Source organism: Clostridium sp. Marseille-Q5894, assembly GCF_946902305.1.
Taxonomy (GTDB): Bacteria; Bacillota_I; Bacilli_A; order Erysipelotrichales; family Coprobacillaceae; genus Thomasclavelia.
The window spans coordinates 261,635-283,489 of record NZ_CAMPPT010000004.1 but is presented as its reverse complement, the minus strand read 5'-3'; the positions used below and the strand labels follow the sequence as shown (position 1 = coordinate 283,489).

Annotated in this window: 22 protein-coding genes, 2 pseudogenes and 1 other annotated feature; of the genes and pseudogenes, 18 read left to right on the top strand and 6 right to left on the bottom strand. The window is 28.6% G+C overall.

Translation table 11 applies throughout. The features are described 5' to 3' along the window. Positions 1–245 precede the first annotated feature (245 nt). The 7 genes from OC535_RS08430 (at position 246) to OC535_RS08400 (ending at position 6,825) form a co-directional block, all read left to right on the top strand. On the top strand, positions 246–1,397 hold the full coding sequence (locus tag OC535_RS08430) for an amidohydrolase (RefSeq protein WP_498823575.1): 1,152 nt from the start codon (positions 246–248) through the stop codon (positions 1,395–1,397). Positions 1,398–1,399: 2 nt separating this feature from the next. Then, on the top strand, positions 1,400–2,425 hold the full coding sequence (locus OC535_RS08425; RefSeq protein ID WP_498823574.1) for a methionine ABC transporter ATP-binding protein: 1,026 nt from the start codon (positions 1,400–1,402) through the stop codon (positions 2,423–2,425). After that, positions 2,415–3,083 carry a methionine ABC transporter permease gene (locus OC535_RS08420; RefSeq protein WP_024721549.1) on the top strand — a complete coding sequence of 223 codons (669 nt, stop codon included), beginning with the start codon at positions 2,415–2,417 and terminating at the stop codon, positions 3,081–3,083. The genes OC535_RS08425 and OC535_RS08420 overlap by 11 nt, the downstream gene beginning before the upstream one ends. A gap of 17 nt (positions 3,084–3,100) precedes the next feature. Continuing rightward, on the top strand, positions 3,101–3,922 hold the full coding sequence (locus tag OC535_RS08415) for a MetQ/NlpA family ABC transporter substrate-binding protein (protein WP_227053302.1): 822 nt from the start codon (positions 3,101–3,103) through the stop codon (positions 3,920–3,922). A gap of 18 nt (positions 3,923–3,940) precedes the next feature. Continuing rightward, complete coding sequence (locus OC535_RS08410; protein ID WP_034595477.1) at positions 3,941–5,083, top strand: trans-sulfuration enzyme family protein; 1,143 nt, start codon at positions 3,941–3,943, stop codon at positions 5,081–5,083. Between the two features lie 2 nt (positions 5,084–5,085). Then, positions 5,086–6,258, top strand: a complete 1,173-nt coding sequence (locus OC535_RS08405) for a MalY/PatB family protein (protein ID WP_498823573.1) — start codon at positions 5,086–5,088, stop codon at positions 6,256–6,258. 402 nt (positions 6,259–6,660) lie between these two features. Beyond that, positions 6,661–6,825, top strand: coding sequence for a hypothetical protein (locus OC535_RS08400; RefSeq protein ID WP_155855598.1), 165 nt, complete (start codon positions 6,661–6,663; stop codon positions 6,823–6,825). A 297-nt stretch (positions 6,826–7,122) separates the two neighbouring features. Here the strand turns inward: OC535_RS08400 and OC535_RS08395 are convergent, their stop codons facing one another. The 6 genes from OC535_RS08395 to OC535_RS08370 all read right to left on the bottom strand — a co-directional run bounded on the left by OC535_RS08395 (position 7,123) and on the right by OC535_RS08370 (position 10,932). Further along, entirely contained in the window at positions 7,123–7,707 is a 585-nt protein-coding gene (locus OC535_RS08395) for a hypothetical protein (protein WP_498823572.1), read from the bottom strand. 39 nt (positions 7,708–7,746) lie between these two features. Next, positions 7,747–8,826: an ATP-binding protein gene (locus OC535_RS08390; protein WP_498823571.1), complete on the bottom strand. Its 1,080-nt coding sequence runs from the start codon at positions 8,824–8,826 to the stop codon at positions 7,747–7,749. Between the two features lie 158 nt (positions 8,827–8,984). Further along, positions 8,985–9,215: a 30S ribosomal protein S18 gene (gene rpsR / locus OC535_RS08385; protein WP_004610903.1), complete on the bottom strand. Its 231-nt coding sequence runs from the start codon at positions 9,213–9,215 to the stop codon at positions 8,985–8,987. Between the two features lie 17 nt (positions 9,216–9,232). Next, on the bottom strand, positions 9,233–9,700 hold the full coding sequence (gene ssb / locus OC535_RS08380) for a single-stranded DNA-binding protein (protein ID WP_227053307.1): 468 nt from the start codon (positions 9,698–9,700) through the stop codon (positions 9,233–9,235). Positions 9,701–9,714: 14 nt separating this feature from the next. Beyond that, positions 9,715–9,996, bottom strand: a complete 282-nt coding sequence (rpsF, locus tag OC535_RS08375) for a 30S ribosomal protein S6 (protein WP_024721554.1) — start codon at positions 9,994–9,996, stop codon at positions 9,715–9,717. Between the two features lie 291 nt (positions 9,997–10,287). Next, positions 10,288–10,932, bottom strand: coding sequence for an HAD family hydrolase (locus OC535_RS08370; RefSeq protein ID WP_227053308.1), 645 nt, complete (start codon positions 10,930–10,932; stop codon positions 10,288–10,290). 374 nt (positions 10,933–11,306) lie between these two features. Here OC535_RS08370 and OC535_RS08365 point away from each other — a divergent pair, with 374 nt between their 5' ends. The 11 genes and pseudogenes from OC535_RS08365 to OC535_RS08315 all read left to right on the top strand — a co-directional run bounded on the left by OC535_RS08365 (position 11,307) and on the right by OC535_RS08315 (position 21,386). Then, positions 11,307–12,728, top strand: coding sequence for an NAD(P)/FAD-dependent oxidoreductase (locus OC535_RS08365; protein WP_498823570.1), 1,422 nt, complete (start codon positions 11,307–11,309; stop codon positions 12,726–12,728). Positions 12,729–12,867: 139 nt separating this feature from the next. After that, positions 12,868–13,683 carry a hypothetical protein gene (locus OC535_RS08360; protein ID WP_227052804.1) on the top strand — a complete coding sequence of 272 codons (816 nt, stop codon included), beginning with the start codon at positions 12,868–12,870 and terminating at the stop codon, positions 13,681–13,683. Positions 13,684–13,896: 213 nt separating this feature from the next. Then, entirely contained in the window at positions 13,897–15,180 is a 1,284-nt protein-coding gene (locus OC535_RS08355; protein WP_498823569.1) for an O-acetylhomoserine aminocarboxypropyltransferase/cysteine synthase family protein, read from the top strand. An 83-nt stretch (positions 15,181–15,263) separates the two neighbouring features. Next, positions 15,264–15,509, top strand: a complete 246-nt coding sequence (locus OC535_RS08350) for a helix-hairpin-helix domain-containing protein (RefSeq protein ID WP_024721559.1) — start codon at positions 15,264–15,266, stop codon at positions 15,507–15,509. A 42-nt stretch (positions 15,510–15,551) separates the two neighbouring features. After that, positions 15,552–15,785, top strand: a binding site (T-box leader). Positions 15,786–15,818: 33 nt separating this feature from the next. Then, complete coding sequence (gene lysS, locus OC535_RS08345; protein WP_498823568.1) at positions 15,819–17,309, top strand: lysine--tRNA ligase; 1,491 nt, start codon at positions 15,819–15,821, stop codon at positions 17,307–17,309. A gap of 718 nt (positions 17,310–18,027) precedes the next feature. Then, positions 18,028–18,570, top strand: a complete 543-nt coding sequence (locus tag OC535_RS08340; protein WP_498823567.1) for a type IV toxin-antitoxin system AbiEi family antitoxin domain-containing protein — start codon at positions 18,028–18,030, stop codon at positions 18,568–18,570. Beyond that, the gene (locus tag OC535_RS08335) at positions 18,570–18,794 is read left to right on the top strand and encodes a hypothetical protein (protein WP_498823566.1); all 225 of its coding nucleotides are present in this window, start codon (positions 18,570–18,572) and stop codon (positions 18,792–18,794) included. The genes OC535_RS08340 and OC535_RS08335 overlap by 1 nt, the downstream gene beginning before the upstream one ends. A gap of 9 nt (positions 18,795–18,803) precedes the next feature. Then, positions 18,804–19,385 carry a nucleotidyl transferase AbiEii/AbiGii toxin family protein gene (locus OC535_RS08330; RefSeq protein WP_498823589.1) on the top strand — a complete coding sequence of 194 codons (582 nt, stop codon included), beginning with the start codon at positions 18,804–18,806 and terminating at the stop codon, positions 19,383–19,385. Positions 19,386–19,616: 231 nt separating this feature from the next. After that, positions 19,617–19,763: pseudogene (locus OC535_RS08325) on the top strand (amino acid--tRNA ligase-related protein); the annotation flags it as partial. Positions 19,764–20,051: 288 nt separating this feature from the next. Then, positions 20,052–20,348 (top strand): annotated as a pseudogene (locus tag OC535_RS08320) (ATP-binding protein); the annotation flags it as partial. Between the two features lie 183 nt (positions 20,349–20,531). Beyond that, the gene (locus OC535_RS08315; RefSeq protein WP_498823588.1) at positions 20,532–21,386 is read left to right on the top strand and encodes an ATP-binding protein; all 855 of its coding nucleotides are present in this window, start codon (positions 20,532–20,534) and stop codon (positions 21,384–21,386) included. Positions 21,387–21,855: the final 469 nt, after the last annotated feature.

Sequence of the window (21,855 nt, the reverse complement as noted above, 5' to 3'; positions counted from 1 at the left end):
AATAATAATATGTGTTAATGTATTAAACATAGTATTCCTATATATTAAGTAGGGATAAGAAAGGAGATACGAAAATGAACACTGCAAGTAAAATGAACCAAAATATGATGTGTATGTGTAGCTGTATACAAATGTATAGAGTATGTTTTCGTGTATGCAAATATTCTTAATCTTTAATTTTATTAAATTCTAGAATGAGGATGTTCGCTATGAACATCTTTTTTATTAACATAGGAGGAAGAAAAATGAAAAAAGATTTATTACAAATAGAGTTGGAAACCCAATTTAAATGGTTTCACGCTCATCCAGAATTATCTTATCAAGAATATGAAACAACTTCGCGATTGAAAAAATTGCTGAAAGAGCATGATATTGAAATTTTAGATCTGCCATTAGATACAGGGCTGGTAGCAATAATTAGGGGAAAATATCCTGGACCAGTAATTGCGCTAAGAAGTGATATTGATGCTCTTCCGGTTAATGAAGAAACTGATCTACAGTGGCGTTCTAAATCTGAGGGTAAAATGCATGCCTGTGGTCATGATTTTCATCTTACAACAATTTATGGAACAGCATTATTATTAAAGAAGCAGGAAGAAAATATTCATGGAACAGTAAAATTAATTTTTCAACCTGCAGAAGAATCTTCACTAGGAGCTTTGAAAATTATTGAATCAAAAGCTCTCGATGTTGTAGAGGCGATTTTTGGAATTCATAGTTCATCAGTATTTCCAGTTGGAACATTGGGTATAAAAGCAGGAAGTATTACTGCTGCAGTAGATCGGTTTGAAATTAAATTAAAAGGATTTGGTACTCATGCAGCACATCCACAGCAAGGAAAAGATCCAATTGTAGCTTTAGGGGCTTTGATAAATGCTATACAAACGATAGTTAGTCGTAATACTGATCCGTTATCAAGTGGTGTTGTTAGTATTACTCATGTTGAAGCAGGGAAGACATGGAATGTAATTCCTGAAATAGCATTTTTAGAAGGGACAATTAGAACATTAGAATTAAATGACCGAAAACTTTATGAAGAACGTTTAAGAGAAATAGTAGAGTATATAGGAAAAGCATATCAAATTGATACAGAAGTTAAATGGATAGCAGGACCAGGGGCTGTAATCAATGATAAAGAGTGGAGTGATTTTGCAAAAGAAGTAGCTAAGGAAGATGACATTAATGTAGCTTCAAGTGCAGTTTCGCTTGGTGGTGAGGATTTTGCTTTTTACCTAGAGAAAATCAAAGGGACATTTATTCAAATTGGAACAGGTGAGACATATCCTAATCACCATCCAAAATTTCAGGTTGATCCTAAAGCTTTATCATTAGCAGCAGAATATATGAGTCGATTAGCAGTTAAAGCCTTATTAAAAATAGAAGCAGGGGAGGAATAGTGATGATTCAAATAGAACATGTTTCTAAAACTTTTCATACTCGTTTTGAAGAGGTTCATGCGCTACAAGATGTTTCTATCAAAGTAGAAAAAGGGGATATATTTGGTGTAATTGGTTATTCTGGGGCTGGAAAATCGACATTGATTAGAATGGTAAATTTATTAGAAAAACCGGATCAAGGAAATGTTTTTATTGAAGGTAAAAATATTACAGATTATTCATCAAAAAAATTAAATAGATTAAGAAAAGAAATAGGGATGGTTTTTCAACAATTTAATTTATTAGAAAGTCAAACAGTTTTTCAAAATATTGCTATTCCCTTGATTTTAGCAAAATATAATAAACAAGATATAAAGAAAAGAGTATACGAACTATTAGATTTCGTAGGTCTAAAGGATAAAAGTGATGTTTATGTTTCACAATTATCTGGAGGTCAGAAACAGAGAATTGGAATAGCACGAGCTTTAGCTACTAATCCTAAAATTTTGTTATGTGATGAAGCAACTAGTGCATTAGATCCAGAAACGACAGAATCAATCTTGTTATTGTTAAAAAAAATAAATATTGAATTAAATATTACTATTTTATTAATCACTCATGAAATGAATGTTATTAAAAAAATTTGTAATAAAGTAGCTGTGATGGAAAATGGAAAAATCTGTGAACAAGGGGATACAATAAAACTTTTTAGCAATCCGCAACAGGAAATAACTAAAAAGTTTGTTAAAACCGTAATCAACAGTTCAATACCAGAAACAATTCTAAGAAACTTAGATTATGCTGATCCAATTGTTAAATTAACTTTTTTTGGAGAAAATTCACAAGATTCTGTAGTTTCACAAATTAATAAACAGTTTAATGTTACAACGACTATTTTGTTTGCATCAGTTAATGAAATTCAAAATACGGTTTTAGGGATTCTGATCTTACAATTACAAGGGGATAAAAACGAAATTGATAGAGCAGAAAAATATGTAACTAAAAGGGGAATTGCTATTGAAAGGGTGGTGACTACAAATGAGCGATAATCTATTAAATGTTGGATCAGATAAACTAATAGATTGTGCAGTTCAAACAATCTATATGTTGGGCTGGGCTCTGTTTTTTGGAACAATAATTGGAATACCATTAGCCTTAGTTTTAGTTTTAACACGTAAAGATGGACTAAGGAGTAATCGGATAATCTATGGGATCATCAACGGTATTGTAAATTTAGTTCGTTCAGTACCATTTGTTATTTTATTAGTATTTATTACTCCTTTAACCAAATCATTAGTAGGAACAAGAATAGGAACCAAAGCTGCTATCGTTCCATTAGTTTTCTATATTGCACCATATTTAGCACGATTAATCGAAAGTTCAATACTTGAAGTTAAACCAGGAATTTTAGAAGCAGCTACAGCATTAGGAGCAAATACTTTTGAAATAATTTGGTACTTTTTATTGCCAGAGGCTAAGGCTTCACTTGTTCTTGCGATAACTACCGGTACTATTGGATTACTTGGGGCTACAGCAATGGCCGGTACTATTGGGGGTGGTGGTATAGGTGATTTAGCACTAACCTATGGTTATCAACGTTTTAATAATGAATTAATGGTAGTAACAGTAATCATATTGATTATATTTGTGCAGTTGATTCAAACATTAGGAAATTATATATCAAAAAAATTAAGAACACATAAATAAATTTAGGGGGAAGAAAAATGTTAAAGAAAATAATTTCAGTTTTTACAGTATTAGTTTTAGGATTTGTTTTTACTGCTTGTGGTTCAAATCAAACAAGTAACGATGAAAACAAAACAACGATTCGTTATGGTAAAGCTGCAGGACCGTATACAGTTTTATTCGAAGATGCGATAATTCCAATTTTAGAAAAACAAGGATATAAGTTTGAAGTAGTCGAGTTTTCAGACTTATTACAAAACGATATTGCGTTAAATGAAGGTGAAATCGATGTTAATGTTGAACAGCATACAGCATATATGAATAATTTTAATGAGTCACAAAATGGAGAATTAGTTGCTTTGGGCGCTATTCCAACTGTTCCAGCGGGAATTTTTTCTAAAACACATAAAGATTTAAATGAAATAGAAAAAGGAGCTAAAATAGCTGTGCCAAATGATGCAGCCAATACAGCTCGTGCATATGCTTTACTACAAAAAGCGGGCTGGATAGAGTTAGATCCAAGTAAAGATATTTCTACAGTAACGCAAAATGATATAACTAAAAATTTATATGATATAAAATTTACTGAAATGGATTCTACAATGATTCCACAATCATTAGATGAATTTGATTATGCTGTAATCACTGGATCAATCGTCTATAATGCTAAAATCGATCCATCAACTGCATTGTTACAAGAAGATATCTTAGATCACTTGTTACTTCAAGTTGTAGTAAGAAAAGATAATAAAGATAGTAAATGGGCAAAAGATATTGTTAAAGCATATCAATCTGATGAATTTAAAGAGTATTTAGATAAAAATAATGATGGTTTATGGTATGTTCCAGAATATAATTAATTGTTGGAGGCGAGATATATGCATAAAATAGAAACTAAATGTATTCATGGAGAGGAGTCTGATTGTTTAACTAAATCATATGGAGCTGTTGCTGTTCCTATTTATCAAACCGCAATGTTTTCTCATCCAGGAATTGGTCAAAATCAAGGATATGATTATTCAAGAGAAAGTAATCCTACTAGAAGTTATTTAGAAGATATTATAAAAACACTAGAAGGCGCTGTAGATACAGTTGCCTGTTCTAGTGGGATGTCAGCAATTTCTATCTGTTTATCATTGTTTGATCCTGGAGATCATATTATTTGTGGTGATGATTTATATGGTGGATCAGTAAGAATGTTTAATTTTTATAATCATTTTGGTCTAGAATTTTCATATGTAAATACAGCAGATACTAATGCAATTGAAAAAGCAATTAAACCACAAACTCGTGCTATATATATTGAAACTCCAAGTAATCCTTTAATGAAAATTAGTGATTTAAGAAAAATTGGACAAATAGCTAAACAAAATAATTTACTTTTAATTGTTGATAATACATTTTTATCACCTTATTTACAAACACCATTAGAGTTGGGAGCAGATATAGTAATTCATAGTGGTACAAAATTTTTAAGTGGTCATAATGATGTTATTGCTGGAGTGATTTCTACTTCTAGTGATAAACTTGCAAAAAAAATAAGAGAAATATACAAAACTAAAGGGTGTTGTTTATCACCGTTTGATAGTTATTTATTAATTAGAGGTATAAAAACACTAGCAATTCGTCAAGATCGCCAACAAGAAAATGCTACTAAAATTGCTGACTGGTTATCTCGCCAAAAAAAGATTACACAAGTTTATTACCCAGGACTAAAAACACATCCAGGATATGAGATAAATAAATCACAGGCTAGAGGAGCAGGAAGTATGATTTCATTTAGAGTTGATTCATCAAGTACTGCCCGTAGAATTTTAGAAAATGTAAAAGTTATTACCTATGCTGAAAGCTTAGGAGGAGTAGAAACTTTGATAACTTATCCGATGATTCAAACACATAGTGATGTTCCTGAAGAAATAAGGCAAGAGTTGGGAATAACAGATGACTTTTTAAGATTATCAGTAGGAATTGAAAATATCGATGATTTACTTGCAGATTTATCTCAAGCAATAGGGGAATAGTGATGGTTTATAATTTTGATCAAGTAATTGAAAGAAAAAATACATTATCTTTAAAATATGATTTTTCAAAAGAACGTGGAAAACCAGAAGACATTTTACCTCTTTGGGTGGCTGACATGGATTTTATGACGACAAATGAAGTAATTAGTGAGTTAAAAAAATATGTAGAATTAGGTGTTTATGGTTATAGTGAAAGTAAAGAAGATTATTTTAAAGTTATTCAAAATTGGTATCAAAGATATTTTCAATGGCATTTGGAACCTTCCTGGCTAATCAAAACTCCAGGAGTCGTATTTGCGATTTCAGCAGCTATTAGAGCTTATACTAAAGAAAATGATAGCATCATTATTCAAACACCAGTATATTATCCTTTTTATGAAGTTATATTAGATAATAAACGTAATTTAGTAACCAATCCATTATTATTGAAGAATGATCATTATGAAATTGATTTTATAGATTTTGAAAGAAAGATTATTGAAAATAATGTAAAATTGTTTATTTTGTGCAGTCCTCATAATCCGGTTGGAAGAGTATGGCGCAAAGATGAATTGATTAATCTAGGTAAAATATGTTTAAAGCATAATGTAAAAGTAATAAGTGACGAGATTCATTGTGATTTTACTTATCCAGGGCATAAACACTATGTATTTGCTTCATTAGATCCACAATTTTTAATGAATACAGTAACATGTACTTCTCCAAGCAAAACATTTAATCTTGCTGGATTGCAAGTTTCTAATATATTTATTCCAAATTTAAAAATGAAAAAAAAGTTTGAAAAAGCTGTTGCTCAAACGGGATATAGCCAATTAAATTTATTTGGTTTAGTTGCATGTAAAGTAGCTTATGAATTTGGAGATATTTGGCTTAAGGAATTAAAATTATATTTGATTCAAAATCTTGATTATATTAGGAATTTTTTGAAAAATGAGTTACCATTAGTAAGTTTAATTGAACCTGAAGGAACTTATTTGGTTTGGCTTGATTTTCGTAAATTAAACCTATCAGAAGAAAAGTTAGAAAAATTAATTGTTGAAAAAGCAGGATTATGGTTAGATAGTGGTAAAATGTTTGGTATTGAAGGAGTTGGTTTTCAGCGGATAAATATAGCATGTCCAATATCAATTTTAGAAAAAGCGTTATTTAAATTAAAAGAAGCGTTATTGAGTTAATTATATTATTTAAGATTATGAATCTTATTTGATATTGATAGATTATTAATAATAAAAAAGGGCAGTAATAAAATTATAAAAAGGCATAGAATTTAATTTTATAAATATGTGATTCCCATGAAAATAAGATTTTATCAATATTCATAGGCAATAATTAAGTATTCGCCGGAGTACAATATTAATACGTATTAGAAAAAATATGATTATTTGGTTGATATGATGACCTTTCAGTAGATAGCGTAAATAATTAAACGCTGATACGGGAGGTTTTTTATATTGAGAAGAAAAAGTAAACGTTCAAAAAAACTAAGATTAAGTATTGTAAAAAGATATTTAGATGGTGAAGAATCAACTGTTTCTTTAGCTAAAGAAATAAATACAAACAAATGATGTAGTGGACAATTGGATAAAAAATATCAGACATTTGGTGAAAGTGCATTTGATACATCTGCTACAAATACATCTTATACAAAGAATTTTAAAGAACAGATAGTATTGGATTATCTCAATGGTGGAGGTTCATATAATGATTTGGTAACAAAATATCATGTTTCATTACACAAGTAGTTCAACTTTAACTGCATAAAGAAAATGAAGTTGTCTCATCGACAACTTCATCAAAAACATTTTAATTATTTCACCTGTCTATTTGACAGGGGTGATTCATTATTCAAGGTTTTCTAGTATCAATTAATCACCAATGTATGATAACATTTATTTTATAAGTGTTAATTTCATTGATTTTTAGTCGATTTATTACACTATTTTCAAGAATTTCCAGCTATTATTTTGATTTCTTTCATTTTTTGATGTCAAAATGATGTCACCATATAAATCAATATCTCTCATATAATCTCGACTAACTTACTCTTTTAAAATCCAAGTGGTTCTATCTTTGGAATCTGTCTTTATATCACCATTTTTTCTCAAAGAAGCTAATAAATTTCCAATTTTTCTTTCTTTTTGATTATTATTTAATATATCTGGTAATTTGTCCCAAAGCAATATTCTTAAATCTTTTTTCTTTGCTCTTTGATATTCTTTTAAATAATTAATAATCAAATCTTTATAATACTGATCATCAAACACTTTATTCTTTATATACTCAGCTTCATGATCTATACTCTTTGATATTGAAGCAGATAAATATAAATTAGATATTCTTCCTTCAACTAATTTTAGTTTTCTAAGATACGATACACTTTCTTTTGAAATTTCTAATCCTTTTTGAACTCTGTCTAATAAAAATACTGTTTCTAAATCTAATTCAGGATGCGCATATAATATATGCATATATTCATCATTTAAGACCTTTCCGTATACTGTTACAGACACTTGATTATAAGTATTGAAATCATAATCTGGTAAGGGAAAATATTTATCTTTTTGTATTTTAAATACTTTTCTTATTCCCATAGTTGCAGTATCTATCATATGAAATTTTACCATAGTTTCAGCTAATAATTGATTTCTATAGAATGGTGGATTTTAACTAACCTGTAAAACCGTTTCTATACTTTGAGGTATAAAATCTCCTGGATTTGTTATTTTGATTTGATCTTCAAATTCATTAATATATATTCTTCCACCTAATTGAAAATTAGAATGTGCTAAGCAGTTATTAAGTAGCTCTCTTAAAAGCCAAGTATCATACTGCTGTGTTTCTATTGGAAATAATGTAAGTTGATTTGGTATATAGCGATATGTTAAATTTCTTATCTTTGAAAATATTTTATCAATAACATTTATAAAGGGAATTGTAAAAATTTCATAATCTTTTACTTCTCCCTGACTTCCATATAGTCGCCACATAAGTGTTGGAGGTCTAGAAATCAAATAATCATAATCTGAATGACCTAATAATAACATAGCAGCATTGGTAACTTTTCCATCATATAATAATTTCATTTTTGTTAAAAATTCTAAATCATCCATATTGTCTATTTCTTCAACAATATGTTTTTTATCCATTTTTTCTTTATATTTTGATCTTGCAATTTGAATAGCATCCTTATCTAAGTAGTTAATAGAAGCACCTTTAACAATTTGTTTCGACCAATCTAATCGTTCTTGTGAACGAATTTCATCAATTTTGTATTGCTGTAAAGATATAAGACTTTCACCAGATCTTGCATAATAATGGTTTTTCCAACTTGTAGGAAAACCTGTTACTGCAGCAGGAATTTTAAACATTAGAACTCTATATTCTTTTTCATTAACAATTGGTTTTAATTCAATGATTTCAATAAAACTAATATTATCATTAGTACTTTTAGATATTTCATACTTAAATTTTTCTAGTAAACCTAATCCATTTTTAAAATTTGTACCAACTATTCTTTTGTTATGATCTTCACTAATTCCAAAGATCAACCATCCATATTGTTGTCTTTTTAAATTAGCTTCATTACTTATTGCTGAAAAATATTGCCCAATTTTATTAGTATCATATTGTCCTTTTGCTTCTTTAAATTCTACAATTTCATTTTCCCAATGAATCATCAATTCCATAAGAATCTCATAATACTGTGCTAATAAACCAGATTTATCATAATTAAAAGTTTTCACGATTTTACCTCCTTTCCTAGATTAATATATTATACCAAATAAAAAAATAAGTTAAAACTGCTTTATCAATTTTACAATAAATTCTTTATTACTCATAAATTATCAAGACATCTCAAGAAAAGAAAAAACCTTGAATAATCAAGGTTTTTAAGTATCGATTAATCACCAACGTATGGTAATAAAGCCATTTGACGAGCACGTTTAATAGCAGTTGCTAACATTCTTTGATATTTAGCACTAGTTCCTGTTACACGTCTTGGAATAATTTTTCCATTAGCTGAAACGAATCTTTTTAATAATTCAACATCTTTATAATCAATATAAGTAATGTTATTTTTTGTAAAATAACAAACTTTTTTTCTACCCATTCTTTGTTTTCTAAATGCCATTTTTTTAGCTCCTTTCATTAAAATTGAATATCATCTTCCATAATATCATATGTATTTAGTGAGTTATCAAATTCTTTTTCCAATTCAACAGTTTTCATATCATAAAAATTATCATTACTTTGTGGCTGTTGCATTTGGACTTGAGATTGTGCCCTTTCACGTGCCGCTTTTGTCTCTAAGAACTGAACACTATCACATATAACTTCTACAACATATACTTTTTGTCCTTGAGCATTGTCGTAGCTTCGTGTCTGGATTCTTCCTTCAACACCAACTAAACTACCTTTAGAACAATATCTTTCTACATTCTCAGCTGGTTTACGCCAAACAACACAATTGATAAAATCAGTTTGTTGCTGACCGTCTCTTGATGTATAGTTACGATTTACAGCTAGTGTAAATGATGTAACAGCATCACCTTGACCAGTTCTCCTAAGTTCTGGATCTCTAGTCATCCGACCAACTAAGACTACTCTATTTATCATTTAGCGACCTCCTATTATTTACGAAGAGTTAAATGACGTAACATAGATGAATTAATATTTGATAAACGTTCAAATTCAGCAACATCTGCAGCTGTACATGTTGTATCAACAACTACATAATATCCTTTTTTAAAATCTTGGATTTCATAAGCTAAATCACGTAATCCCCATTCGTCAACGTTATCAACAGTTCCACCGTTAGCTGTTAAGATTCCTTTAAAGCTTTCGATTAATTTGTTTCTAGCGTCTTCTTCAACGTCAGGTTTTACAATAAACATAATTTCATACTTGTTCATTTTTATACCTCCTATGGTCTATTGGCTTATTTTATAAAATAAGCAGGCAGTAAATAAAATATTTTACATGCTTATTTATGATAGCATATTAATTAATTTAAAGCAATAACTTTTTTCTTAACAATATTCGTAGTGTAATAACGTTTTAATATTTCCTCGGTAATAAAAAGTCAATTAAATTTAATGATTTATAGTTTTAATTGTCATCTTTATAGAAACTAGAATTCTTTAACTTTATAACTGAATTAATTTTTCATATTAAATTAATGAGAACAATATCATTAAAAGCTTCTATTTATCTATTGTCATAGATTCCATACTATTAAATGCAGCGTCACTTAGCATTCTTATTTTTTTCCAATCATGAATATTACTATTATCAGCGACTGCCCACACTATAAAACCAGCTTTTTTTGCTGAACAAATAGCATGTAGAGCATCTTCAATTACAATACATTCATTAATATTCAGATCAAGTGATTTAGCTGCAAATTGATAAATAGTACTATCCTGCTTGGTTAATACAGTATCATCACAAGTAATAATACTATTAAAATAGTGTAATAAATTATTTTTTGTTAAAACTTTAACTGTTAAATCATGTTTGTTAGCAGTTAGTAAACATAATTTTTTATTTGATGCAACACAGTTTTTAATAAATTTTTTTGCACCAGGCTTTAGTGTTGCGTTATTTAAATATTGATATTCTAAAATTTTTAATAATTCATTTTGAAGTTCAGGTATTGTATTTGATAAGTGGTATCGTTTTTTTAGATATTTTAATGCTTCGTCTATAGATAATGGAGCTAATATATTTTTAAGTTCATCATCAAAAGTAATTCCATTTTTTTGTAATAACATCATTACAATATTATCCCAAATAAACATAGAATCGAGAAGTGTACCATCCATATCAATAATATAACCTTTAATCATTATCTAATCTCCTATTAATTTTGTATGTTTGCTGTTTTTTCTAATGTAAAAGCAGCTTTTGGGATTATTATAGAGCATTATATTTAGAGTATCAATTGAATAATTTTTATTATTGTTTTGATTAATTGATAAAATTGAAAAGAAGCAGTAATTTATGTTATTAAATATGTAAATATATCGGCAAGTTTTATTGTTTAGAAAAAAGTTTTTGGGCTACTATATTAATAATTTACTTCTAGTTTATAATCTAATATCTTATTTTGATAGATAGTTATATAAATAGGCAAAACTTGAAGTTAGAAATAATTGCATTAATACAGGTGATAGAGTATAATTAATAAGGTTTGTGAAAAAATCTAGAATGGAGCGATAAAATGAAGGAAAATTATGATGTTGTGGTAGTTGGAGCAGGACCGGCAGGAATCATGGCATGTTATGAATTGTATTTAAAACAACCAAAATTAAATGTGTTGCTTATAGATAAAGGACAGGATGTTATGAATCGTCGTTGTCCAATTAAAGAAAAGAAAATTAAATCATGTCCAATTATTAAGGATAATGAGCCTGGATGTTTACCGGCTTGTTCAATTACAGCGGGATTTGGTGGCGCTGGAGCATATTCAGATGGGAAATTTAATATTACAAGTGAATTTGGAGGCTGGTTGACAGATTATCTTTCAACTGATGAAGTTGAAGAGGTAATAAATTATGTCGATAATTTATACCTAAAACATGGAGCTACAAAAGATATAACAGATCCAACAACAGATAAAGTGAAAGAAATAGAACATCGCGGTTATGCAGTTGGGTTAAAACTATTAAGAGCTAAAGTAAGACATTTAGGAACTGAGGAAAATCTTCGTATTATGACAGAAATGTCGAATGAATTAAAACAGCATATTGATATATTGTTTAAAACAGCAGTAAAAGAAGTGGTGGTAAATAACAATCATGCAACTGGAGTCATTTTAGAAAATGGAAATATTATTAACGCTAAAAAAATTGTTTTAGCTCCAGGACGTGATGGTTCAGCCTGGTTGACTAAAGTATTAAAACAACATGATATTGAATTATATAACAATCAGGTTGATATAGGGGTACGTGTCGAAACTAGTAATATCGTAATGGAAGAGATCAATAATAACCTATATGAAGGAAAATTTATTTATAATACAACTGTAGGAACTAGAGTGAGAACTTTTTGCTCAAATCCATCCGGACATGTCGTAATCGAAAACCATAGTGGGACAATGTTAGCAAATGGACATGCTTATCATGATCCTAAACTTGGTAGTAAAAATACAAATTTTGCATTACTAGTATCACATACTTTTAGTGAACCATTTAATCAACCTAATGAATTTGCTCATGAAGTAAGTCGGTTGGCTAATAAATTATCTAATGGCAGTGTTATTGTTCAAAGGTATGGTGATATTAAAAGAGGACGGCGGACAACTTATAAAAGATTAAAAGAAGGATATACAGTGCCAACTTTATCTGAAGCAGTACCTGGAGATTTAGGATTAGTACTGCCATACAATACGATGAAATCAATTATAGAAATGATAGAGGCTTTAGATACTGTAACTCCAGGAATTGCTAATGAGCATACCTTATTATATGGGGTTGAAGCAAAATTTTATTCTGCTCGTCCTAAGGTAAGAAAAGGTTTTGAATGTGAAATTGATGATTTGTATGTAGCTGGTGATGGTGCCGGATTGACTAGAGGATTAGCGCAGGCTGGAGCTAATGGAATTATTGTTGCGCGTCATATTATTGAACAATTTGAAAAGTAATAAAGATCCTGTTTGATACAGGATTTTTATATACAAAAGTTTATAATTTATTTTGGCAAACAGTGTATGTTTATGAGATAATAGATATATAAATAATTATACTATTTGTATTAAATATTATATGGGAAAGGAAGATATTATGAGAAAAATTAGTATGATTTTAGTATGTCTAGGTTTATGTCTAGGGTTATTTGGTTGTAGTAATGATAGTGGCAAAGACACATCTAAAAAAACGGAGGAAAAAGAATTTATTACAGAGGACCAATTAGATAGTTTGTATTCAAATCCTGATAAATTTAAGGGAAAATATGTAAAGTTAACAGGACAGGTATTTGGAAATATAGAAAGTGAAGATGATACAACGGTATTTCAAATGATGGGAGATCCAGAAGAATATGAAAAGAATACAATTATACACTGTAAGAAGTCATTAGCAAAAGATTTAAAATCAGATAGTTATGTAATTGTAACCGGTCTTATTAAAGGAACTTTTGAAGGGACGAATGCTTTTGGTGGATCAATAACAGCACCACAAATAGAAGCTGAGAAAATTGAAATTAGTAGTTATATTGATGTAGTTTCTCCAACTTTAAAATCTGTAGAGATCAATGACGTTAGAACATCTAATGGGGTTACAGTAACATTACAAAAAGTAGAATTTTCACCATTTGAAACGAGAGTATATATATCAGTTGATAACCAATCAGCTAATGAATATAGTTTTTATTTATATAGTGCAAAGGTAGTCCAAAATAGCAAACAATTTGAATATGAATCAAATTACTATGCAGATTATCCTGAAGTGAATAGTGATATTTTAGCAGGTGTTAAAACTGAAGGGATACTTGTGTATCAAGGATTAGAACAAGCTGATTTTCAATTAGTATGTAAAGGACAAAGTGATGATTATTATCTTGATGGAGATACATTTACTTTTGATATAACAGTTAATTAAGTATTATATAGGCTATTTTATTAAGTAGCCTATTTTTTATTATTGACAGATTATTAAAAGTTAAGTATACTTATATCATACTAATGAAGTAGGAAAAGGTGATAATATGAGCTTTGAATTAGAAAAACAGCTTAGAAATAATTTTAGAAATGGACGAATGTATTGTTGTTTTAAATTATAAAATATTATGCATAAAGAAAAGGGGAAATAAAAATGAGCAAAAATGATTTAAGATTTGAAACAAAACAATTACATGTAGGACAAGAGACAACAGATTCTACAGGAGCAAGAGCTGTACCGATTTATCAAACTGCAGCTTATGTATTTGATAACTGTGATCATGCTGCAGCACGATTTGGATTAAGTGATGCTGGTAATATTTATGGACGATTAACGAATCCAACTGAAGATGTTTTTGAACAAAGAATAGCAGCGTTAGAAGGTGGGGTAGCAGCTTTGGCGTTAGCATCTGGAGCAGCAGCTGTAACATATGCAATAGAGAGTATTACTCGTGCAGGTGATCATATCGTGGCAGCTAAACAGATATATGGAGGAACATATAATTTATTAGCGCATACTTTAACAAATTATGGAGTTAATACAACTTTTGTTGATGGCGATGATCCTGAGAATTTTAAAAAAGCATTGCAAGAAAATACTAAAGCAATTTTTATTGAATCATTAGGAAATCCTAATTCAAGCTTGATTGATGTTGAGGCGATTAGTAAAATTGCCCATGATTTTAAAATACCATTAATCATTGATAATACATTTGGAACACCATATTTATTTAGACCAATTGAATATGGTGCAGATATTGTAGTTCATTCTGCAACTAAGTTTATTGGCGGGCATGGTACGACTTTAGGTGGAATTATTGTGGATTCTGGTAAATTTGATTGGGAAGCATCAGGTAAATTTCCACAGCTTACACAACCAGATCCAAGTTATCATGGTGTGGTTTTTACAAAAGCTGTTGGAGCTGCAGCTTTTGTAACAAGAATTAGAGCTGTCTTATTAAGAGATACAGGGGCTACTCTTTCGCCATTTAACGCCTTTCTACTATTGCAAGGTTTAGAGACATTATCATTAAGAGTTGAAAGACATGTAGAAAATGCTTTGAAAGTTGTTGATTATTTAAGTAAACATCCAAAAGTTGCTAAAGTAAATCACCCATCATTAAGTACTAGTCCTTATCATGATTTATACCAAAAGTATTTTCCTAAAGGTGCAGGATCAATTTTCACTTTTGAAATTGCCGGTGATGAAAATGATGCTAAGAAATTTATTGATAATTTAGAAATATTTTCATTGTTAGCTAATGTTGCTGATGCTAAATCACTAGTAATTCATCCTGCTTCGACAACACATTCACAGATGAATGAAGCCGAGTTGGCTGATTCAGGAATTAAACCAACGACAATTCGCTTATCAATTGGTTTAGAACATATTGATGATTTATTAGAAGATATTGAAAATGCTTTTAAGTATGTTTAAAAAATTGATAATTAATAACAAGCTATCCCTAGGGATAGCTTTTAAATTATTATTAAAGTATAATTATATTGAGGTGATTTTTGATGAGTGAATTTACAAAAATACCGTATGTTGGAAAAGCTACAGAGGCATCTTTAAAGCTGATTGGTTATAAAACATTGGATTCATTAAAAGGAGCTAATCCAGAACAAATGTATCAAAAAGAGTGTGAAATCAGGGGTGTACATGTTGATCGGTGTCAATTATATATGTATCGTATGATTGTATATTATGCTAATACAAAAAATCCTGATTCTAAAAAATTAAAATGGTGGTATTGGAAAGATTGATATTGACAAGATTGGTCTGATAAGTTAAGATTACAACGATAAATAAAGGCGATGAATAGAGGAGTAATTATATTTTATGCATTAAAGAGAGTCTCGGCTGGTGAAAAGAGATATGATGAGTATAATGAAAAAAGACTAGGAGCTGTATCTAGGATTAAGATTGATTAGATAACGTGAGCCACGTTACAGGCAAAGCTATTAGATGATAGCTATTGAGGTTAATAAGGTGACTTATTAATGAATTAGGGTGGTACCACGATGACTTTCGTCCCTTAGGGATGAGAGTTTTTTATATTTTAGGAGGTAAAAATGGAAGAAAGAAAATTTAGTGAACAAGAATTGGTTCGTCGTGAAAAATTACAAGAATTAATTGATAAAGGAATTGATCCTTTTGGACAAAGATTTGATGTTACTGCATATTCTAAAGAAATTAAAGAGAAATATGGTGATAAAACTCATGAAGAGTTAGAAGAAATGGCAGTTGAAGTAAAAATTGCTGGAAGAATTATGACAAAACGTCGTAAAGGGAAAGTGTGTTTTATGCATATTCAAGACCGTGATGGTCAGATTCAATTATATGTTCGTAAAGATGTAGTTGGTGAAGATATCTATGAAATTATTAAAAAAGGTGATATTGGAGATATTATAGGTGTTAGAGGAACAGTCTTTATGACAAATACCGGAGAATGTTCAGTTAAGGTAGAAGAATATACACATTTAACTAAAGCATTACGTCCATTACCAGAAAAATATCATGGGTTAAGTGATGTTGAAGAACGTTATAGAAGAAGATACGTTGATTTAATTATGAATGAAGAAGCACGTAAGATTGCTTTTGCAAGACCTAAAATAATTCGCTCTATTCAACATTATTTAGATAACAAAGGATATGTTGAAGTAGAAACACCTGTATTAAATCCAATTTTAGGAGGAGCAAGCGCAAGACCATTTATTACTCATCATAATACATTAGATATGAATTTTTATTTACGTATTGCAACAGAGTTGTCTTTAAAAAGATTAATTGTTGGTGGAATGGATGCAGTTTATGAAATTGGGCGTTTATTTAGAAATGAAGGAATGGACAGAACACATAATCCTGAATTTACAACAATTGAGGTTTATAAAGCATTTAGTGATTTAGAAGGAATGATGGATTTAACAGAAGGGATAATTTCTAATGCTGCTATGGAAGTATGTGGAGCTTATGATCTTGAATATAGAGGTAATAAAATTTCTTTAGCGCCAGGATTTAAGCGTATTTCAATGACTGATGCAATTAAAGAAAAAACAGGAATTGATTTTGCTAAAGATATGAGTTTTGATGATGCTAAGAAATTAGCTGAAGAGCATCATATCGAAATTGAACCACATTTTGGATATGGACATATTATTAATGAATTTTTTGAAAAATATGTTGAAGAAACAATTATTGAACCTACTTTTGTGTATGGACATCCAATCGAAATTTCACCACTAGCAAAGAAAAATCTAGAAGACCCTAGATTTACACAACGTTTTGAATTATTTATCTGTGGTAATGAATATGCTAATGCATTTACTGAATTAAATGATCCAATTGATCAATATGAAAGATTTGCAAATCAATTAAAAGAAAAAGAATTAGGAAATGATGAAGCAAATGAAATGGATTTAGATTATGTAGAAGCATTGGAATACGGATTACCTCCAACAGGTGGTATGGGAATGGGTATTGATAGACTTGTTATGTTACTTACAGGACAAGAAAGTATCCAAGAAGTCATTCTTTTCCCACAAATGAAGCAACGTAATAAATAGTGGTAAAATCAATGTAATTTTAATTTTAAATTTAAATGAGTAGTTAAAATAGTAGCATAGTTTTCTTAGCCATAAAGTGATATTTCATTACTTTATGGTTGTTAGAAGATTATGCTTTTTTATTTTAAATAGAGTTTTATAGTGTGAAAGGGATACCAGTATATTATTAATTTGTATTAGTTTATTTGTTTTATTCAATTGTACATAGTTAGTATAATATTAAGATTATTAATGTTATGAGTATTACTTAGATAGTAGCAAGAAATCAAAATGTATTTTCTTTCAACTAAAAAATAAGATTTAATAATTAATTTATATAATATTACAATTATTGAGTATAATAAAAACAGAAAATTCGCACATAAATAAACGCGCGCGCAAGAATCGCGCAAATATCGCGCATTCAATGTTAATTATTTAGTTTTTAAAAATAAGATGGCATACATTCTGGCATACAAAATGAATTAAATATATATAAGTATAGGATTTATTATATTTTTGATATGTAATAACATGAAAAAACACATGAAACGCATATAAAAATTATATATGAATTGAAATAGATTTAGATTATGCTTTTTTGATATAGAAATGATATGATTTCATTTAATCAACTTGTACTTTATTTATATTGACATTGAAAATGAAAAATATATAATGCAAGTAAATAACTGTAAAAAAAGAAAAAATACAGTTAATAACTAACGGAGGAGCATAAATGTTATTTTCATATTATCAGTGTATTGAAATATTTGGTACAGATAGAAAGTTAAAGAAAGCTTTAGATAATGAGCAAATGTTTAAAATCGAGAAAGGGATTTATTCAGATACAAAATATGTATCAGAATTGGCAATTATCTCTATGAAATATCCAAATGCTATTTTTACATTGAATAGTGCTTTTTACTATCATGGATTAACTGATGTGATTCCAGATTTATATTTTTTAGCAACTTCAAAAGAAGTTACAAAAATACGAGATAAAAGAGTTAAACAAAAATTTGAAAATAGTAAAGCATTCAATTTAGGCACCATTAAAATGAACTATAACAATGTAGCAATAAAAATATATAATAAGGAACGAATGTTAGTGGAACTTATACGCAACAAAAATAATTTACCATTTGATTACTATAAAGAGATTCTACTTAATTATAGAAAAATGATTAATGAATTAGATATTCAAGCTATTCAAGAGTACGCATATGCCTTGCCAAAAACAAATATGGTATTAGAAACTTTGCAATTGGAGGTGTTATAATGATTAAACTTTTAGAATTGATAGAAAACGAAAAACAGAAAGGTTATAGTGAGGCTAATGCAGGTGCCAAAGTATGCCAAGATTTATTATTAAAAGCTATTTCAAATAGTATATTAAATAGGAATGTAACTATTAAAGGTGGAGTTGTCATGCGTAGTAAAACTAATAATATCCGTAGAGCAACACAAGATTTAGATATTGATTTTATAAAATATTCTTTATAAGCTTCCTCAATCGATTTATTTATTGAAAAAGTAAATAATATTGAAGGAATAAAGTTTATCCGTATTGGAAGTATCGAAGAATTAAATCAGCAAGATTATCATGGAAAAAGAGTATTTATTAAAATAATTGATATGACTGGATATGAATTAATCAGCAAAATTGATTTAGGTGTACATAAAAAGTTTGAAATAAGTCAAGAAGAATATTGTTTTGATATTTCATTTACAGAGGATGGTGCAAGTTTATTGATTAATACTAATGAGCAAATGTTTTCTGAAAAATTGCGTTCTTTATTAAAGTTTGGACCAGCTTCCACAAGATATAAAGATATATTTGATATGTATTATTTATTAGAACATATTGATCGTGATAAACTACAAATATGTTTGGATTCATATATTTATTATGATGATGGAATGAGAGAAAATAATATCAATGATATAATTAATAGAATAAAAATGACATTTAATACAAGAATGTATCAAAAAAGAATTCGCACATCTGATAAAAAATGGATAGACGAAAATATTGAAGATATTTTTAAATCAATAATAGATTTTTTAGAATCATTAAATTACGTTGAAAGTTAATTATTCATATATGATAAATATAAGTGAAATTATAGAATATTTATATAATGAGAGTGTATGAAATAGAATGTTTTTAATATAGGGAAAAGTGGCATACATTTTGGCATACAAAATAAAATAAATATGTATAAAATTCTAAAAAATCATGTTTTTTTGAATATGAAATAACACGAAAAAACGTATAAAAACGTATATAAAAATTATATATGAATTGAAATGGAGTTAAATTATGTAGAAGCATCGGAATATGGATTACCTCCAACAGGTGGTATGGGAATGGGTATTGATAGACTTGTTATGTTATTAACTGGACAAGAATCTATTCAAGAAGTTATCTTGTTCCCTCAAATGAAAATTAAAAAATATTTGATAAAATAAAACTAGTTTTGATTTTTAACTTTAATTAATGGTTAAAATAAAAGCACAGTTTTCTTATTCATAAAGTAAATCTGATGGCTTTATAAATAAGAAAACTACATTTTTTTTGTTTAATTTAAAGTTTTAATGTTTAAACGATTTAAAATTATCATATTTATATTTTATAAATTATTCATTTAGTGTAAACTAAGATTAGCATAAGAAGGAGGGGCTTATATGATAATAAAAAGTATTACAAATCAGTATCTTTTGGAAAATGAGGAGAACTAATATTTTGATAGAAAAAGTGCTAGAATAAAACCTTCTGATATAGTAAGACATCTTGTTGCTTTTGCAAATGCTAACGGTGGAATCTTAGCTATAGGTATAGAGGATAATGGTATAGTTACAGGTTTTGATTATGAAGGGGCACATTCGATTAATGAATTTTTAGAAGTACCTTATTTAATTGATGGTAACATAAAAGTTATCCATGATGAAAGAACAATTGATGGCAAGACAATTTTGTTGTTTGAAATAGAATCTAGTGATAATTATGTTATAAAAACAAGAGATCAAAAGGTTTTTTTAAGAGTAGGAGATAAATCAAAATTATTAAATCATGAACAGGTTACTCAATTAGAATATGATAAAGGTGAACGTAGATTTGAAGATTTAGTTATAGAAGAATCTTCGTTTAATGATGTAGATATTGAATTATTAACTAAATATAAGCAAATATTAGGTACAAATCTTTCTTTAGAAGAAATTCTATATGCAAGATCTTTGATGAAGAATGGTCATCTCACTTATGCAGGAATATTATTGTTTGGAAAATATCCAACAAAATATTTGCCAAATGCAAGAGTAAGATTATTAAAATTTGATGGAAATAAAATGGAAACTGGAAAACGCATAAATATTATTAAAGATATAAATTTTGAAGATGCAATTCCAAAAATTATTGAAGATATAAAAAGGGAGATGCATTCTCAATTAAGAGATTTTCAATATTTAGGTGAGGATGGAGTATTCAAAATAATTCCCGAATACCCAGAGTTTCCATGGCTTGAAGGAATTGTTAATGCTGTTACACATCGCAATTATTCTTTACAAGGGGACCATATTAGGGTTTCTTTATATGATGATCATTTAGAAATATTTAGTCCAGGAAAGTTACCTAATATAGTGACACTAGAAAATATGAAGTATACTCGTTACTCAAGAAATCCAAGAATTGCAAGAGTTTTGACTGAATTTGGTTATGTAAAAGAACTTAATGAAGGAGTAAAGCGTATATACGATGAAATGCAAGCTTCATTTTTAAATGATCCTATATATACTGAACCAAACTCATCAGCTGTCTTATTAACGCTTGAAAATAGTATTGTTTCAAGAAAGACGAGAAAAGATGAATATCAAAAGAATAATTTTGATCCAACAATTTTGCCAGAAAAACAATTATTAGTTTATGGTATTATTTCTAGTCATCCTGGTTTGAATACGAGAGAAATTGCAGATTTACTATCGATTAAAAAGACAAGTGTAGAAAATGCTGTAAAAATATTAAGAAAAAAAGAAGTTATTGAACATATTGGTACTAGATCAAAAGGTGGATATGTTATTAAGAAATCAGATAATTGAAAGATATAGACCACCGAAAGACCACCGAAAGACCACCGAAAGACCACCGAAAGACCACCGAATTATATTAAATATCAATAATTTTGTTCAAAAAAGTATATATATCATTATGATGAAATAGAAGTAAGCAGAGTGTTATTTAGAAAAGATGAAGTTGATAGTTACTATAGTTTAAATTAAAAATGATAGAAGTTGAAATTTTAGATATGAAAAATTAAACAATGAGAATGCTTCGAAAATTTACATGGAGTGATTGAACATTTTAGATTATCTATTCCCATTTAATACTTTTTTTGGATTTGAATCTCACATAGTCCTCTTATACTCACTATATAGGAATAAATAAATATCGTTGATTTTCCATGAAAATGATAAATAAAAATAGTGCTATAAAAAAATGCCGATAAAAAGGGAATGTTTGAATATTGTCAAGAAAAATAGGTTCAAGAAATAGATGAAACAACGTAAT

Coding starts and splice junctions, on each gene's coding strand:
- OC535_RS08430 (WP_498823575.1), top strand. CDS start 246: ATGAAAAAAGATTTATTACAAATAGAGTTGGAAACCCAATTTAAATGG.
- rpsR (WP_004610903.1), bottom strand. CDS start 9,215: ATGGCATTTAGAAAACAAAGAATGGGTAGAAAAAAAGTTTGTTATTTT.
- OC535_RS08355 (WP_498823569.1), top strand. CDS start 13,897: ATGAGCAAAAATGATTTAAGATTTGAAACAAAACAATTACATGTAGGA.
- OC535_RS08425 (WP_498823574.1), top strand. CDS start 1,400: ATGATTCAAATAGAACATGTTTCTAAAACTTTTCATACTCGTTTTGAA.
- OC535_RS08410 (WP_034595477.1), top strand. CDS start 3,941: ATGCATAAAATAGAAACTAAATGTATTCATGGAGAGGAGTCTGATTGT.
- OC535_RS08360 (WP_227052804.1), top strand. CDS start 12,868: ATGAGAAAAATTAGTATGATTTTAGTATGTCTAGGTTTATGTCTAGGG.
- OC535_RS08340 (WP_498823567.1), top strand. CDS start 18,028: ATGTTATTTTCATATTATCAGTGTATTGAAATATTTGGTACAGATAGA.
- rpsF (WP_024721554.1), bottom strand. CDS start 9,996: ATGAACAAGTATGAAATTATGTTTATTGTAAAACCTGACGTTGAAGAA.
- OC535_RS08315 (WP_498823588.1), top strand. CDS start 20,532: ATGAAGAATGGTCATCTCACTTATGCAGGAATATTATTGTTTGGAAAA.
- OC535_RS08350 (WP_024721559.1), top strand. CDS start 15,264: ATGAGTGAATTTACAAAAATACCGTATGTTGGAAAAGCTACAGAGGCA.
- OC535_RS08405 (WP_498823573.1), top strand. CDS start 5,086: ATGGTTTATAATTTTGATCAAGTAATTGAAAGAAAAAATACATTATCT.
- OC535_RS08335 (WP_498823566.1), top strand. CDS start 18,570: ATGATTAAACTTTTAGAATTGATAGAAAACGAAAAACAGAAAGGTTAT.
- OC535_RS08420 (WP_024721549.1), top strand. CDS start 2,415: ATGAGCGATAATCTATTAAATGTTGGATCAGATAAACTAATAGATTGT.
- OC535_RS08370 (WP_227053308.1), bottom strand. CDS start 10,932: ATGATTAAAGGTTATATTATTGATATGGATGGTACACTTCTCGATTCT.
- OC535_RS08415 (WP_227053302.1), top strand. CDS start 3,101: ATGTTAAAGAAAATAATTTCAGTTTTTACAGTATTAGTTTTAGGATTT.
- lysS (WP_498823568.1), top strand. CDS start 15,819: ATGGAAGAAAGAAAATTTAGTGAACAAGAATTGGTTCGTCGTGAAAAA.
- OC535_RS08395 (WP_498823572.1), bottom strand. CDS start 7,707: ATGGTAAAATTTCATATGATAGATACTGCAACTATGGGAATAAGAAAA.
- OC535_RS08365 (WP_498823570.1), top strand. CDS start 11,307: ATGAAGGAAAATTATGATGTTGTGGTAGTTGGAGCAGGACCGGCAGGA.
- ssb (WP_227053307.1), bottom strand. CDS start 9,700: ATGATAAATAGAGTAGTCTTAGTTGGTCGGATGACTAGAGATCCAGAA.